This is a genomic window from Tabrizicola sp. (assembly GCF_030373185.1).
Classification (GTDB): domain Bacteria; phylum Pseudomonadota; class Alphaproteobacteria; order Rhodobacterales; family Rhodobacteraceae; genus Tabrizicola.
Genome location: NZ_JAUCZH010000001.1, coordinates 525,872 through 540,350, shown reverse-complemented (window position 1 = coordinate 540,350; position 14,479 = coordinate 525,872). Strand labels below are relative to the sequence as shown.

The 14,479-nt window shown below is 63.4% G+C and carries 14 protein-coding genes; 10 read left to right on the top strand and 4 right to left on the bottom strand.

The window, feature by feature from the left end:
* The first annotated feature begins 40 nt into the window (after nt 1-40).
* Complete coding sequence (locus QUV21_RS02585) at nt 41-955, top strand: DMT family transporter (protein WP_300852980.1); 915 nt, start codon at nt 41-43, stop codon at nt 953-955.
* Nucleotides 955-2,130 (top strand): cytochrome P450, encoded by a 1,176-nt coding sequence (locus tag QUV21_RS02580; RefSeq protein ID WP_300853478.1) that lies wholly within the window; start codon nt 955-957, stop codon nt 2,128-2,130. Before QUV21_RS02585 ends, QUV21_RS02580 begins: the two co-directional genes overlap by 1 nt.
* Nucleotides 2,131-2,384: 254 nt before the next feature.
* Here the strand turns inward: QUV21_RS02580 and QUV21_RS02575 are convergent, their stop codons facing one another.
* Nucleotides 2,385-2,846 (bottom strand): Lrp/AsnC family transcriptional regulator, encoded by a 462-nt coding sequence (locus tag QUV21_RS02575; RefSeq protein WP_300852979.1) that lies wholly within the window; start codon nt 2,844-2,846, stop codon nt 2,385-2,387.
* Nucleotides 2,847-2,981: 135 nt separating this feature from the next.
* Here QUV21_RS02575 and cobA point away from each other — a divergent pair, with 135 nt between their 5' ends.
* The 6 genes from cobA (at nt 2,982) to QUV21_RS02545 (ending at nt 7,846) form a co-directional block, all read left to right on the top strand.
* Nucleotides 2,982-3,740 carry a uroporphyrinogen-III C-methyltransferase gene (cobA, locus tag QUV21_RS02570; RefSeq protein WP_300852978.1) on the top strand — a complete coding sequence of 253 codons (759 nt, stop codon included), beginning with the start codon at nt 2,982-2,984 and terminating at the stop codon, nt 3,738-3,740.
* Nucleotides 3,737-4,039: a DUF2849 domain-containing protein gene (locus QUV21_RS02565; protein WP_300852977.1), complete on the top strand. Its 303-nt coding sequence runs from the start codon at nt 3,737-3,739 to the stop codon at nt 4,037-4,039. The genes cobA and QUV21_RS02565 overlap by 4 nt, the downstream gene beginning before the upstream one ends.
* An 84-nt stretch (nt 4,040-4,123) precedes the next feature.
* Nucleotides 4,124-5,794, top strand: a complete 1,671-nt coding sequence (locus tag QUV21_RS02560) for a nitrite/sulfite reductase (RefSeq protein ID WP_300852976.1) — start codon at nt 4,124-4,126, stop codon at nt 5,792-5,794.
* A complete protein-coding gene (locus tag QUV21_RS02555; RefSeq protein WP_300852975.1) occupies nt 5,784-6,533 on the top strand; it encodes a phosphoadenylyl-sulfate reductase in 750 nt (249 codons plus the stop codon). The genes QUV21_RS02560 and QUV21_RS02555 overlap by 11 nt, the downstream gene beginning before the upstream one ends.
* Nucleotides 6,530-6,937 carry a DUF934 domain-containing protein gene (locus QUV21_RS02550; RefSeq protein WP_300852974.1) on the top strand — a complete coding sequence of 136 codons (408 nt, stop codon included), beginning with the start codon at nt 6,530-6,532 and terminating at the stop codon, nt 6,935-6,937. The genes QUV21_RS02555 and QUV21_RS02550 overlap by 4 nt, the downstream gene beginning before the upstream one ends.
* A 78-nt stretch (nt 6,938-7,015) precedes the next feature.
* Nucleotides 7,016-7,846 carry a ferredoxin--NADP reductase gene (locus QUV21_RS02545; RefSeq protein WP_300853477.1) on the top strand — a complete coding sequence of 277 codons (831 nt, stop codon included), beginning with the start codon at nt 7,016-7,018 and terminating at the stop codon, nt 7,844-7,846.
* Nucleotides 7,847-8,004: 158 nt separating this feature from the next.
* On the opposite strand, the gene QUV21_RS02540 is transcribed toward QUV21_RS02545, so the two are convergent.
* Entirely contained in the window at nt 8,005-8,454 is a 450-nt protein-coding gene (locus QUV21_RS02540; RefSeq protein ID WP_300852973.1) for a hypothetical protein, read from the bottom strand.
* A gap of 211 nt (nt 8,455-8,665) precedes the next feature.
* Between QUV21_RS02540 and infC the strand changes: the two genes are divergently transcribed.
* Nucleotides 8,666-9,205: a translation initiation factor IF-3 gene (infC, locus tag QUV21_RS02535; protein WP_366907519.1), complete on the top strand. Its 540-nt coding sequence runs from the start codon at nt 8,666-8,668 to the stop codon at nt 9,203-9,205.
* A 369-nt stretch (nt 9,206-9,574) separates the two neighbouring features.
* Here infC and QUV21_RS02530 read toward each other — a convergent pair whose 3' ends face one another.
* Nucleotides 9,575-11,860, bottom strand: a complete 2,286-nt coding sequence (locus tag QUV21_RS02530) for an OmpA family protein (RefSeq protein WP_300852971.1) — start codon at nt 11,858-11,860, stop codon at nt 9,575-9,577.
* A gap of 342 nt (nt 11,861-12,202) precedes the next feature.
* Nucleotides 12,203-13,102, bottom strand: coding sequence for a LysR substrate-binding domain-containing protein (locus QUV21_RS02525; protein WP_300853476.1), 900 nt, complete (start codon nt 13,100-13,102; stop codon nt 12,203-12,205).
* Nucleotides 13,103-13,190: 88 nt separating this feature from the next.
* Here QUV21_RS02525 and QUV21_RS02520 point away from each other — a divergent pair, with 88 nt between their 5' ends.
* Nucleotides 13,191-14,423 (top strand): acyl-CoA dehydrogenase, encoded by a 1,233-nt coding sequence (locus QUV21_RS02520; protein WP_300852970.1) that lies wholly within the window; start codon nt 13,191-13,193, stop codon nt 14,421-14,423.
* Nucleotides 14,424-14,479 lie beyond the last annotated feature (56 nt).

Sequence of the window (14,479 nt, the reverse complement as noted above, 5' to 3'; positions counted from 1 at the left end):
AGCAGCTTTGGCCCTTTTGCGGCCTCTATAGCGTGGAATCATGACAGTGCTTTCCCCCACCGCGCGACGGTCACTGCTGGTCGCCAACCTCATCTGCATGGCCTCGATGATCAGCTGGGCTTCCGGTCTGCCTGCGGCTGACCTGATCATCCCCCACATGTCGCCGCTGGCCTTGACCGCTGGCCGGGCGCTTTTGGCGGCAATGGTTCTGTTGCCGGTCTGGTGGCTCTTGGAGGGGCGGGGCGCGGTCCTTGGTGCCAACTGGCGGACCGGGGCCTGGGTCGGGTTCGTGACACTGGGGCTGGCTTCGTTCTTCGTGATCATTGCGCTGCGGTTCAACGACCCTGTAACCGTGGCCATCGTAACGGCGGTGATGCCTGTGGTCGGGATCATGCTGGAATGTCTGGCCGACAAGCGCCCATTCACGAAGGCCCTGGCGACAGGCCTTCTGCTGTCGGTTGCCGGCGGAATTGTTGCTGTCAGTGGCAGCGAGAGCAGCGTTGATTTTGGCGTAGGCGTCCTTGCGGCGCTGGCCTCGGTCCTGTGCTATACATGGGGTTCGCGCGAAACGGTGCGCGCGCTGCCAGACCTGACACCACTGGGCCGCAGCGCGGTCACCGTTTCTGGTTGTGCCGTCGTGATCCTGATTGCGGCAATTGGCGATGGCGCCCTGCGCGGTGCCTGGCCGGACTGGTCGGCCATCGGCCCGCGTGAATTTGGCGGGCTTGCGATTTTTGGCATCGGGTCGATGGCAGTCAGCCAGCTTCTCTGGATCATCTCGGTCGGCAGGATCGGCATCGGGGCCGCCTCGATGCACATGAATGCGGTGCCGTTCTATGTCATGCTGATGGTCTTCACCCTTGGGGGTGCCTGGAACTGGGCGCAGAGCTTTGGCGCGGTGATTGTCGTGTTCGGGGCGCTGGTGGCACAAGGGCTGATCGGAAGGGGCAAATGATGGAAACACTTCAGCAAGCGCCGACTGACCCGGCCTTCGTCCAGAACCCCTACCCGTTCTATGAACGCGCCCGCGCGCTGGGGCCGTTCTTTCACTGGCAGGACTACGGCCTTGTCTCGACCGGCAATGCAGCGGCGGTCAACGCCATCTTCCGCGACCGCCGCTTTGGCCGTGAGCCGGTCGATCCCCCCCCCGTGCCGCCGCATCTGGCCCCGTTCTACGCGGTCGAGGCCCATTCGATGCTGGAGTTGGAGCCTCCACGACACACAAGACTGCGCAATCTGGTTCTGCGCGCCTTCACCTCGCGCCGGATCGCCGGGCTCGGACCGGATGTGACCGCACTTGCCTCCGAACTGGCAGAGGCATTCCCGGCTGGCGAGTTTGACCTCTTGCAGGCTTTCGCCCAACCTCTGCCGGTCCGCATCATCGCCCGCCTGCTTGGAGTGCCGGAAGCCATGGCCCCGGAACTCTTGCGCTGGTCGAATGCGATGGTGGGCATGTATATGGCCGGTCGCACTCGAGAAATGGAAGACCGCGCCGTCGCCGCGACCGAAGCTTTCGTGGACTTCTTGCGGTCTTACGTCAAAGAACGCCGCGCCCGGCCCGCCGATGACCTGATCACCCAACTGATCGCCGCCGAGATGGAGGGGGAAAGGCTTTCGACCGACGAGTTGATCACCACCTGCATCCTGTTGCTGAATGCAGGGCATGAAGCGACGGTGCATACGATCGGCAACGGGGTGAAGACACTTCTGGAAACCGAAACCCCGCTGACGGCGCTGGATCCAGAGGCGGTCGGCGGGACGGTCGAAGAGATTTTGCGCTTTGATCCGGCGCTGCACATGTTCACCCGCTGGGCCTATGAAGATGTCGAGGTGATGGGTCACAGCTTCCGCCGCGGCGATCAGGTCGCGCTTCTGCTGGCCGCCGCCAACCGCGACCCAGGCGCCTGGGATCGGGCGCATGTCTTTCTTCCCGCACGCCCACCAAAACCGCATGCAAGCTTTGGCGCCGGCCTGCATTTCTGCGTCGGCGCACCCCTGGCGCGGCTGGAGTTGCAGATCGCGCTGCCGATCCTCTTTCATCACCATCCGGACCTGCGCCTTGCCGCAAAGCCGCAATATGGCAATGTCTATCACTTCCACGGGTTGCAGCAGCTTCTGGTTACCATCTGACCCGCGTCTGACCAGGTTGCGCGGCGCAAGACTGCGCCGCAGGCGATGCCTCGTCGTCGCGTGCCGCTCTTCCTCAGACGATGAGGGGCCTTGCCCCTCAAGCTCCCCAGAGTATTTTCAAAAAGAGCAAGGCACTTTGCTCTTTTCAACAAATACTCCCGCCGGAGGCACGTCCGAGCAGGTTGGCGCGCGGCTTCGCGCGCCAGAGGCGAGACAAGAATCTTGCGCGCAAGCGCTCCAATTCATCGCGTGGATCAAAGGGGAAGCACGGTCGTCGACTTGATCTCTTCCATGCTCAGAAGTGCGGTCACATTGTAGATCCGCACCTCGGAAATCAGCGCCTGATAGAAGGTGTCATAGGCGCGGGCGTTCTTCACGCGGACTTTCAGGATGTAATCGATATCCCCCGCCAGCCGGTGGGCTTCCATCACTTCGGGGCGTTCCTTCAGCGCCTTCAGGAACTTGCGCTGCCATTCCGCCTCATGTTCCGAGGTGCGGATCAGGACGAAGAAGCAGGCCTCCAGCCCCAGCGCCTCGGGGTCGAGGATCGCGGTCGTCCGGGTGATCACGCCATGGTCGCGCATCCGGCGGATCCGGTTCCAGACCGGGGTCTTGGATGACCCGACCTTGCGCGCGATCTCGTCCAGCGACTGTTCGGCGTCGGTTTGCAGTTCGGACAGGATTTTCCGGTCCAGATCGTCCAGTTGGGCCGCCATTCGCCATACCCCTGCTTTGCCGGAACCCTGTTCCACTTCGACGCAGTATCGGAACAAATGTCCTTATCTGCAAGGGTCACTGGCGGCAAGGCGGGAAAATCTTCTATATTGGGACAGCAAACCAAAGGTCTCGCCATGCTCAGCATGCCTTCCCATCCTGTCCTCTTTGTCGGTGCCGGTCCCGGTGCGGCCGATCACCTGACCTTGGGCGCCCTTCGTGCGATCACCTCGGCGGATGTGGTGATTCATGACCGGCTGGTCGGGGATGAGGTGCTGGAGTTGATCCCGCCACAGGCGCGGCGCATTGACGTCGGCAAGGAGGGGTTTGGCCCGTCGACACCGCAAGAAGCCATCAACGCGGCTCTGGTCAGCGAAGCCGCAACCGGCGCGCGGGTGGTGCGCCTGAAGGGTGGCGATTGCGGAATCTTCGGACGGCTGGACGAGGAAATTTCTTCGCTGGAGGCGGCCGGCATCGGCTTTGCGATCCTTCCGGGCCTGACCTCGGCCACGGTGGCCGCCGCGCGGATTGGCCAAAGCCTGACCCAGCGTGGCCGCAACGCCAGCCTGCGGATCATCACCGGGCATGACATGGCCGGTTTTGCGGAACAGGACTGGCGCGGATTGGCCCGCAAGGGTGAGGTTGCGGCGATTTACATGGGCAAGAAATCCGCGCGTTTCATTCAGGGCCGCCTGTTGATGCATGACGCGGCCCCTGACACCGCCATCACCGTGGTCGAAAACGTCAGCCGCGCCGATGAACGGGTGCTGGCCGCCACCCTTTCCACCCTGCCCGAAACCGTGGCGCAAACCCATGGCCCCGCCGTCATCCTGTTCGGCCTTGCCCCACGTCAGGCCGCCGCCACCCTTCCCGCCCTCAAGGAGGCCCGCGCATGAGCCGCCGTTTCACCGCGAAAGTCGTCACCGCCAACCTGTTGCGCGAAGGCGATGTGGTTTATCTGACCGCCGATGACCGCTGGTCGCCGCACCATCACGAGGCCGAGCTGATCGAGGATGAGGCCCATGGTCAGATGCGACTTTTACATGCGACGGCGCAAAAGCTGCTGGTGGTCGGGGCCTATCTGGCCGACGCAAAGCCCGGGGCAAACGGCCCGGAACCCACGCATTTCCGCGAGGCCTTTCGCACCCGTGGCCCGTCGAATTATGCCCACGGCAAGCAAGCCGATTTCACGTGATCGCCGAGTCGGGGTGAACCCCGACCTACAGCAGCCCGTAGGTCGGGGCCTGCCCCGACTCTTCTGAAAACCAAAGGCCAGGCCATGTATTCCTATTCCGACTTCGACGAAGCCTTCGTTCGCGCACGTGTCTCGCAGTTCAGCCAGCAGGTCGAACGGCGGCTGGATGGATCGCTTGGGGAAGACGAGTTTCGTCCGCTGCGTCTGATGAACGGGCTCTATCTGCAATTGCACGCTTACATGCTGCGCGTGGCCATTCCTTACGGCACCCTCTCACCGCACCAGATGAGGCAGCTGGCGCTGATCGCCGACACCTGGGACAAGGGCTACGGCCACTTCACCACCCGGCAGAACATCCAGTTCAACTGGCCGAAACTGCCGGATGTGCCAGCGATCCTGTCGGCGCTGGCCGATGTGGAAATGCATGCGATCCAGACCTCGGGCAACTGCGTCAGGAACGTCACCGCCGACCATTTCGCCGGGGCTGCGGCTGATGAAATCGCCGACCCGCGCCCCTATGCGGAACTTCTGCGCCAATGGTCCACCGACCACCCGGAGTTTCAGTTCCTGCCGCGCAAGTTCAAGATCGCCATCACCGGCAGCCCGAATGATCGCGCAGTCACGCGCGCGCATGACATCGGGTTGCGCATGGTCCGCAATGCGGCGGGTGAGCCCGGCTTTGAAGTGATGGTCGGCGGCGGTCTTGGCCGGACCCCGATGATCGGCGTCACCGTGCGGGATTTCCTGCCCGAAGCCGACCTTCTGCCTTATGTCGAGGCGGTCCTCAGCGTCTACAACACCCTTGGTCGGCGCGACAACAAATACAAGGCGCGGATCAAGATCACCGTGCATGAAACCGGGGCCGAGGAAATCACCCGGATGATCGAGGCCCGCTTTGCCGAACTGCGCCCGCTGTTTGGTGGCAATGACATGAAGCTTCTGGAAGAGATCCGCGCGGCCTTCGCGCCCCCCGCCTTCCGCAACGCCCCGGTTGATGGCCATGACGCGTTTTACAAGGCCGATCCGGTGTTCCGGTCCTGGGCCGATACGAACCTGACCGCGCATCGCAACGCGCAATATGCCATCGTCACCATCAGCCTCAAGGCGCATGGCGCGACGCCGGGCGATGCCACGTCAGACCAGATGCGCCTGATGGCCGACCTTGCCGAACGCTACGGCCACGGCGACCTGCGGATCAGCCACGAACAGAACGTGATCCTGCCGCATGTCCACAAATCCGACCTGCCCAGCCTGCACGCTGCACTGGTGCAGGCCGGGCTTGGCACAGCGAATGTAGGCCTCTTGTCCGACATCATCGCCTGCCCCGGCATGGACTATTGCGCACTGGCTACCGCCCGCTCGATCCCAGTCGCGCAAGAACTGGCAACCCATTTCGAGGCGCTGAAGCTTGAACATGAAATCGGCCCGCTGAAGATCAAGATCTCGGGCTGCATCAACGCTTGCGGGCATCACCATGTCGGCCATATCGGCATTCTGGGGCTGGACCGGGCCGGGGTGGAAAACTACCAGATCACCCTTGGCGGCGACGGCACGGAAACCGCCGTCATCGGTGACAAGACCGGCCCTGGCTTTGCCTATACCGAGATTGTCCCCGCCATCGAACGCATCCTGCGCGCCTATCTGGGCCTGCGGCAGGAACCGTCAGAGACGTTCCTGCAAGCCTTCCGTCGTGTCGGGATGGAGCCGTTCAAGGCCGCGCTCTATGAGGTCGAGGGCGAAAAAGATGCCGCGTGACATTCACGCAGGCGACGTGGCCCAACGTGTGGCGGCGCTGAACGCGCGCTATCGCCACCACTCGGCGACCGCCGTGCTGGAACATGCCTTGAAGGACGCCGATCTGGGCCGGGTGGCGCTGGTGTCGTCCTTCGGGGCGGAGTCGGTGGTGCTCTTGCATCTGGTAAGCGTGATGGCGCCGGAAACCCCGGTCCTGTTTGTCGATACGCGGATGCTGTTTGCCGAGACGCTGGACTATCAGCGTGACCTGGCCGAACGCCTGCATCTGTGCGACATCCGCACGATCCGGGCCAACCCAGCGCGGGTGAATTTCGAAGACCCCGACGGCACGCTCCACCAGTATTCGACCGACGCCTGCTGCAATGTGCGCAAGGTCGAACCCCTTGAGCGCGCGCTTTCCACCTTTGACGGCTGGATCACTGGCCGCAAGCGGTTTCAGAACGCGGATCGCGGCACGATCAACTTCTTTGAAAACGAGGGCGACTTCCGCATCAAGGTCAATCCGCTGGCCCATTGGGGTCGCGAGGATCTTGAGGAATACATGGTGGAAAACCGCCTGCCCCGGCATCCGCTGGTTGCCAAGGGCTTCCCTTCCATCGGTTGCGCGCCCTGCACCAGCCCGGTCAAGCCCGGCGAAGACCCGCGCGCAGGCCGCTGGCGTGGCCAGTCAAAAACCGAATGTGGCATTCATTTCATCGACGGCAAGGCCGTGCGCCCCCCCAAGGAGAACGCAGCATGAGCGTGATCGTGACCGATACAGGCTTTTCCCCTGCCCCACAGCGCAAGACTGTGGCGCTGTCCGATCTGACCCCTGACGCCACTTTTGTGGATCTGTCGAACACTGATGATCCGACCGCGCTTGTCGGCCATATGGACCACCTGACGCTGATCCGCGTGGCCTTTCCCGCCTTCAGCGATGGCCGCGCCTTCACGGTTGCCCGGCGCTTGCGGATGATGGGCTACACCGGCCAGCTTCTTGCGCATGGTCCAGTGATCGCTGACCAATATGCCATGCTGCGCCGGGTGGGTTTTGACGGGGCCGAAATCCCGGACGAGATCGCCGCGCGCCAGCCCGTCGACCAGTGGCAGTTCCGTGCCTCCGACTGGCAGCAGCACCATTATCAGGCCCGCCTGCGCGCCTGACTTTCGCATGACCTGAATCAAGGCTAGAAGATAGAGGCCGGTCTAGGCCGGGATGATCCAATGACCGAAGCGACCGCAATGACCGAAGCAAGCCCGATTCCCGCTGCCCCGACCCCTCCGGCCAAACAGCATCTGCCCGATGCCCAGACGGTGACGCAGGTCACCCACTGGACGGACAGGCTGTTTTCCTTCCGCGTGACGCGACCGCAAAGCCTGCGGTTCCGGTCGGGCGAATTCGTGATGATAGGGCTGATGGGCGATAACGGCAAACCCTTGCTGCGCGCCTATTCCATCGCCTCGCCCGCGTGGGACGAAGAGCTGGAGTTCTATTCGATCAAGGTTCCGGATGGGCCGCTGACCTCGAAACTTCAGCATATCCAGCCGGGGGATGAGATCATCCTGCGCCCAAAACCAGTTGGCACGCTGGTGCATGACGCGCTCCTTCCGGGCAAGCGGCTCTGGTTCCTTGCTACCGGCACCGGGCTTGCCCCCTTTGCCAGCCTGATGCGCGAACCGGAAACCTACGAAAAATATGACCAGATCATCATGATGCACACCTGCCGCGAGGTGGCCGAGCTGGAATACGGTCGCCAACTGGTCGAAAGCCTTAAGGACGATCCCCTGATCGGAGAGATGGTCGGAGACAAGCTGATCTACTACCCCACCACGACGCGTGAGCCCTTTATCCGCATGGGCCGGGTGACCGACAACCTGTCTTCGGGCAAGGTCTTCGCCGATCTTGGCCTGCCGCCGATGAACCCGGCGGAAGATCGGGCGATGGTCTGCGGATCCTTGGCATTCAATGTGGATGTGAAGGCAATTCTTGAAGGCTTCGGCCTGCGCGAGGGCGCAAACTCGGAACCGCAGGAATTCGTGGTGGAAAAGGCCTTCGTCGGCGACGGGATCTAGGCCGGCCACAGCCCCCTCAGGCTACCGATGCCGCGTGTCGCAGGCTTCGGTCCCCGGGGGGACGCAATGACGCGGCGGGCCTGCAAGCAAGGGTTCACAAAAGTGCAAAGGCCGCAGGGTTGCCCCTGCGGCCTTTGTGTTACGGACTGCGCCTGCGGTCAAAGACCAAGTGCGGTGCGGATCTGCGCCACGGTCTCGGCAACCAGTGCGGGGTTTGCAGCGGCAGCCTCGACGGCAGTCTTCAACTGCACCTTGACAGTATCGGAGACGTTGGCTGCGTCGATCAGTTCGGCAACCACAGCCGGATCGAACGCCGCCGGGTCAAGTGCCGTGGCCGCCCATTCGATCAGGACGTTCTGTTCGGTCACGGCAGAAGCCGCAGCTTCGGCGGCTTCTGCTTCAGCGGCTGCGGCTGCGGCGGTGGCCTCGGCAGCGGCGGCTTCAGCGGCGGCGGCAGCCTCGGCAGCAGCTGCGGCGGCAGCCTCTTCGGCCTTGCGGGCAGCTTCCTCGATCATCGCGGCCTCTTGTGCCGGCTTGTAGCTGAACTGGTAATAGCCCCCCGCGGCAAGAAGGACGACAATGGCACCGATGACAACTGTTCTGTTCATGTCACTTACTCCCATGACCGGAGCTTGGGCTCCGCTGCGGGTCATATGGCAGTTGAAGGTCCAATTGAAAAGACCACGGGGCTGGCATGCGGCCGAAATTGGCGGTTCCAGCCCGTTTTTCCGCATTTGACCCCAGCGAGCCGGGTTGCGGCAGGCGGGCTGCGAGTCTAGATTGCGCTCGCTTGATACAACAACACAAAGGACGATCACCATAGCCCGCCGCCCCCACAATGCCCCGCCGCAACGCGACACCGGCCCCCGGATCAACGACCGCATCCGGGCCACGGAAATCCGCCTGATCGGCGCAGATGGTGAAAACGTCGGGGTGGTGACCCCGGCCCGCGCCATGCAGATGGCCGAGGAGGCCGGGCTTGACCTGGTCGAAATCTCGCCCACGGCGGTTCCGCCGGTCTGCAAGATCATGGACTTCGGCAAGTTCAAATATGAAACGCAGAAGCGTGAGGCCGAGGCGAGAAAGAAGCAGAAGGTCATCGAGATCAAGGAAATCAAGTTCCGCCCCGGAACCGATATCCACGATTACGAGGTCAAGATGCGGTCTGTGGCCAAGTTCCTTGAAGAAGGTGACAAGGTAAAGATCACACTGCGTTTCCGGGGTCGCGAAATGGCACACCAGGATCTTGGTCTGGAACTTCTCAAGCGGGTCGAGGCTGATGTGGTCGATATCGGCAAGATCGAATCCTTCCCGCGCCTTGAGGGCCGCCAGATGGTGATGATGATCGGGCCGAAGTAAGCGGCACATGCAATGATGCTGATTGCGCGGGCCATCTGGCCCGCGTTTTCATCTGCGACAAGCCTGATGCGCGGGCTGCGCGAGGGGTCTTTGGACCAATGTCTGGCCACCCCTGCCGCCGCATGACCGCTGACATCCAGCTTCATCACCCAGCCCGCGCTGGAAAGCGCCCGGTCTTTTGGCACGGCCTGGCCCAATTCGGCACTCGGCTATCAGACCCCGGCAGGCTTTGCCCTTCCCTTGACCACCGGGCTGCGGTCGGGGCTGGATGAAAGGTTCGAGGCAAGCCACCCGGACCATGGCCATTCCCACCAGACAGCACAACGCCGCAGGCGCGAACCTGCGGCGTTGCCGTTCCGGAACCTGAGATCAGCGCAGAACGGCGGTCCGCATCAGGGGCGTGATCACCCGCACTTCGACCCGGCGATTCTGCGGCTCGTTTACCTGGGTGTCGATCAGAAGTTCGGTTTCGCCATAGCCCTGAACCACCATGTTTTCCGGCGGAATGTCGAAATATTCCGTCAGGGCCAAGGCCACCGATTCCGCGCGCCGGTCGGACAGCACGAGATTGAGCGCCGCAGGACCGGTGGCGTCAGTGTGGCCCTCGACCAGGAAGACCTCGCCAGGGTTGACCTCCAGAAGATCCTGCATCACCCGGCTCAGCTCGGCCAGATTGCGCGCCTCGCTTGCCGCAATCGAGGCCGATCCGGTGGCGAAGGTGACATTCTGGGTATCGATCACCGCCGCCAGCGCCCGCACCTGCGGGATTTCGCGGATCTGGCGAAGCGAGAATTTGCGTCCCGCCCGTTCCGCCTCGATCGCCGCAAGTTCACGCTTCAGGGCCGCGTCGCTGTCCTTCGACGAAATCACGATCCGACGGCCCGGCTTTGGCAGGTCACGCACCACGACAACCTCTTCCCGCGCCAGATCGTCGATCAGGATGATTTCGCGGCCAAGCCCGTCATAGCTGGCCCGGCGCAGCACGCGCCCGGTTGCATCGCGGATCGTCACCACCTGCGTGCCGTCATCGCGTTCGACGATCGTCCGGGTGGACCCATCCCTGAATGTCTCGGTGCGGACGGTTGAGCCGGGGCGACGGATCACTGTGTCATCGTCTTTCAGCACCTGATAGCTGCCATCGGGCCGCAGCACGACCACCCGGTCGCCGGTGTTGGAGACGACGCGGCTGTCGGCCTGATTTTCCCGGTTCGCCTTGATGATCGACCCGACCACAAGCGCGCCAAGAACCACAAGTCCGGCCTTTTCAAGGTTCGACAGGCGGTCCTTCTTGCCTTCTTCCACCACAACCGGTGCGGCGGCAAATTCGTCAGCCGAGGTCCGCACGCTTTCCGCCGTGATGGTTTCGGTCACAGCGGTCAGCAGGTCTTCGGACTCGGGCGTCGCAAGCGGCAGCGCCCCGGTTTCGGTATTGTCACCTGCGGCAGCGATTGCGGCAACCGTTGCGGCGGCGGCAATGGACTCAGGGTTGAGAGCGGTCGGATCAAGGGTCAGAAGCTGAGTCAGGCTTTCGACTTCGGTTTCCGACACTTCCGGCACGTCCACCGGATCGACCACTTCCGCCGTTTCCGGTTCAGCAACCTTCAGCCCGGCTGCCGGGTCGATCATCACACCGTCCGCAGAGATGGCAAGTTCGGCTTCGGCAGCAGCAACCGCTGCGGCTGCAACCGCAGGGTCAATGACTTCACCGGTTGCGGAATCGATCACGCCATCGACCACAGGCTCGGAAGCAACTGTTTCTTCAGGGGCTGCTGCCTCGGGCGGGGTCTCTTCCACGACCGCTTCTGCGGGCGCTTCTTCCGCAGCTTCAGCTTCAGCTTGGGTTTCGGCTTCGGCTTGAGTTTCGGCGTCAACCTCGGCTTCTGCTTGTGCCGCAGCTTCAGCCTCAAGCGCTGCCTCCAGCTCTGCCGCCGCGGCAGCTTCAGCTTCGGCTGCTGCTGCTACACCGGCTTCCGCCTCGGCGGCGGCTTCGGCGTCCAAGTCGGCTTCGGCTTCGGCTTGCGCGGCGGCTTGGGCCGCAGCCTGTGCTTCGGCTTCCGCTGCTGCTGCGGCTTCGGCCTCAAGGGCTGCTTCAAGCTCTGCTGCGGCTTGGGCGGCGGCGTCCGCTTCGGCTTGCAGCGCGGCCTCAAGTTCGGCGGCGGCCTGCGCGGCGGCCTCTGCGGCGGCGGCTTCGGCTTCCGCGGCGGCTTCGGCGGCGGCTTCGGCGGTGGCTTCGGCGGCGGCAGCCGCAGCGGCGGCTGCATCTGCTTCGGCCTGGGCAGCGGCATCCGCTTCGGCGGCGGCCTGAGCTGCCGATTCCGCTTCCGCGGCGGCGGCGGCCTCTGCGGCTTGTGCGGCGGCGGCTTCCGCTTCGATCAAGGCTTGCGCCGCAGTTGCAGCTTCCGCTTCGGCGGCAGCGGCCTCGGCTGCGGCGGTTGCTGCAGCCTCTGCGGCGGCAGCTTCAGCTTGCTCGGCCTCAAAGGCCGCTATGATTGCATCCAGATCGCAGGCAACGTCAGATGACGGCACGCAAAGGACCGATCCATCCGGTCCGACCACCGATCCATCTTCGGCCAGCACCTGCGCAAAAGAGGGCACCATGCCGACCGGGCTCAGAGCGACGGACAGCGCCGTCGTGGAAACCAGAAGTTTTCTCATATCAAGTCCTCATAATGAAAGTCGTGACAACAACGCGGACGATTCGATCCGGTTCCCGTCACCCCCGATATCTCAACAAAGCCTTATCCGCGCTGATATGCGATATCATGGGCTTGCAAATCGATAGCCTTCGGCAAAGCCCCGCCGAACGACGCAACAGCGTCAACCGCAAGGAGGTGTCGCCCCCGTTGCCGGGATCGGAGATTTCCCCCGATACCAAAGACGTGGCACCAAAATCTTGCGAATACCTCCGGCATCGGCGCAAGGTCCGGCTTGCCCGGGAAGGGGTTCAGCCTGATCCGTTGACGGAGCGACAAAGCTGCACCTTTCATCTCTGTCGGGTCAGGGGTCTGGAAGCGGGTCCAGCTGTCCCGCAAGCCAGTTGCGGAACGACAGGAGCGGGGCGCGGGGCGATACATCCGCAGGCCAGACAAGGTGATAGCTTCCAAGCGCAGGAACCGGACCGCCAAAAACCGGCACCAACCGCCCCTCGGCCAGTTCGCGCGCGATCAGGAAGGTCGGCAAGAGCGCCAGCCCAAGGCCATGCACAGCACCCTGCGCCATGGTCGCGAACTGGTCAAAGAGCATCCCCGGCGGCCGTTGCCCCACCACGCCGTGATGCGCCAGCCAGCGGCCCCAGTCACCCGTCCGGCTTTCCATCTGCAAGAGCGGGTGGGTCAGGATGTCTTCGGCCCGCGCCAAGGGCTGTGGCACAAGGGTAGGTGCGCCGACGGCCAGCACCGATTCATCCATGAGTTTCAGGTATGCCACCCCCGCCCAGTCCTGCCGCCCGTAATGGATCGCGGCGTCAAAACCGGACCCGGCAAAGTCGAAGGGGCGCAAGCGGGTTGACAGGTTCAGCGTCACCTCCGGGTGCGCCTCGGTGAAACGCGCCAGCCGCGGGGCCAGCCAGTGCATCCCGAAGGCCGGAAGGATGGCAAGGTTGAGGCTGCCCCCCGCCGGGTTGGCCCGCAAGGTCAGCGAGGCCGAGGCCAGCTGTTGCAGGGCGCGGCGCACTTCGGTGACGTAATCCGCCGCCGCAGGGGTGAGCCGCAGACGCTGGCGTTCACGGATCAGAAGCGGGACACCCAACTGATCCTCCAGCGCTTGCAGCGACCGACTGACCGCGCCTTGGGTCAATGCCAACTCATGCGCAGCGGCTGATGCGGTGCCAAGACGGCCCACCGCCTCAAGCGCCATGAGCGCGGGGATCGAGGGCAGGTAACGGCGGGGCAGCATTATGAGCTTTCCTCATGAATCCATGCAGGGCTTTCGATAGCGCGGGTCGGCGTTTCATGCAATCCTTGCCACAACACAGATGGAGACCGCCATGCCCGATACCGTAATCCCCGCGCCGAAACTGAAGGCAAAAGACGCCCCCGATCTGGGCCGCTTTGACTGGGAAGATCCGTTCCGTCTGGATGACCAGTTGACCGAAGAGGAACGGATGCTGCGCGACGCGGCCCGCGCCTATGCGCAGGAAAAGCTGCAACCACGCGTGGTGGCGGCCTATCGTGAGGAAACGACCGACCCGTCGATCTTCCGCGAGATGGGAGAGATGGGGCTTCTGGGCGTGACCGTGCCGGAAGAATACGGTGGTCTGGGCGCCTCATATGTGGCCTACGGGCTGGTGGCGCGCGAAGTGGAACGGGTGGACAGTGGCTACCGCAGCATGATGTCGGTGCAGTCGTCGCTCGTGATGTATCCGATCTATGCTTACGGCACCGAAGCGCAGCGGCAGAAATATCTGCCAAAGCTGGCGACAGGCGAATGGGTCGGCTGCTTTGGCCTGACCGAACCCGACGCGGGGTCTGACCCGGCAGGGATGAAGACCACCGCGAAGAAGACCGCCAACGGCTATGTGCTGAACGGTGCGAAAATGTGGATCTCCAACGCGCCCATCGCCGATGTTTTCGTCGTCTGGGCGAAATCCGAGGCGCATGGCGGCAAGATCAAGGGCTTTGTGCTCGACAAGGGCATGGCGGGGCTGTCCGCACCCAAGGTCGGGGGCAAGCTGTCCTTGCGCGCCTCGATCACCGGCGAAATCGTGATGAAAGACGTCGAGGTTGGCGAAGACGCACTGTTGCCCTTTGTCGAGGGGCTGAAGGGGCCATTCGGCTGTCTGAACCGCGCGCGCTACGGCATCAGCTGGGGCGTCATGGGCGCGGCCGAGTTCTGCATGGCGGCCGCAAGGCAATATGGGCTTGACCGCAAGCAGTTCGGCAAACCCATCGCACAGACCCAGCTTTTCCAGTTGAAACTGGCCAACATGATGACCGAGATTTCGCTGGGATTGCAGGGCAGCTTGCGCGTCGGGCGGCTACTGGACGAGGCGAACGCAGCGCCCGAGATGATCTCGATCGTCAAGCGCAACAACTGCGGCAAGGCGCTGGACGCGGCGCGCTGGGCGCGGGACATGCACGGCGGCAACGGCATTCAGGAAGATTTCCAGATCATGCGCCACATGGTGAACCTTGAAACGGTCAACACCTATGAAGGCACGCATGATGTCCACGCCCTGATCCTTGGCCGGGCGATCACCGGGTTGCAGGCGTTCTTCTGACGGTTCCGCGGACCGTTGCGCCGTGCTAGGCAACAGGCACGGCGCAACGGTCGGAG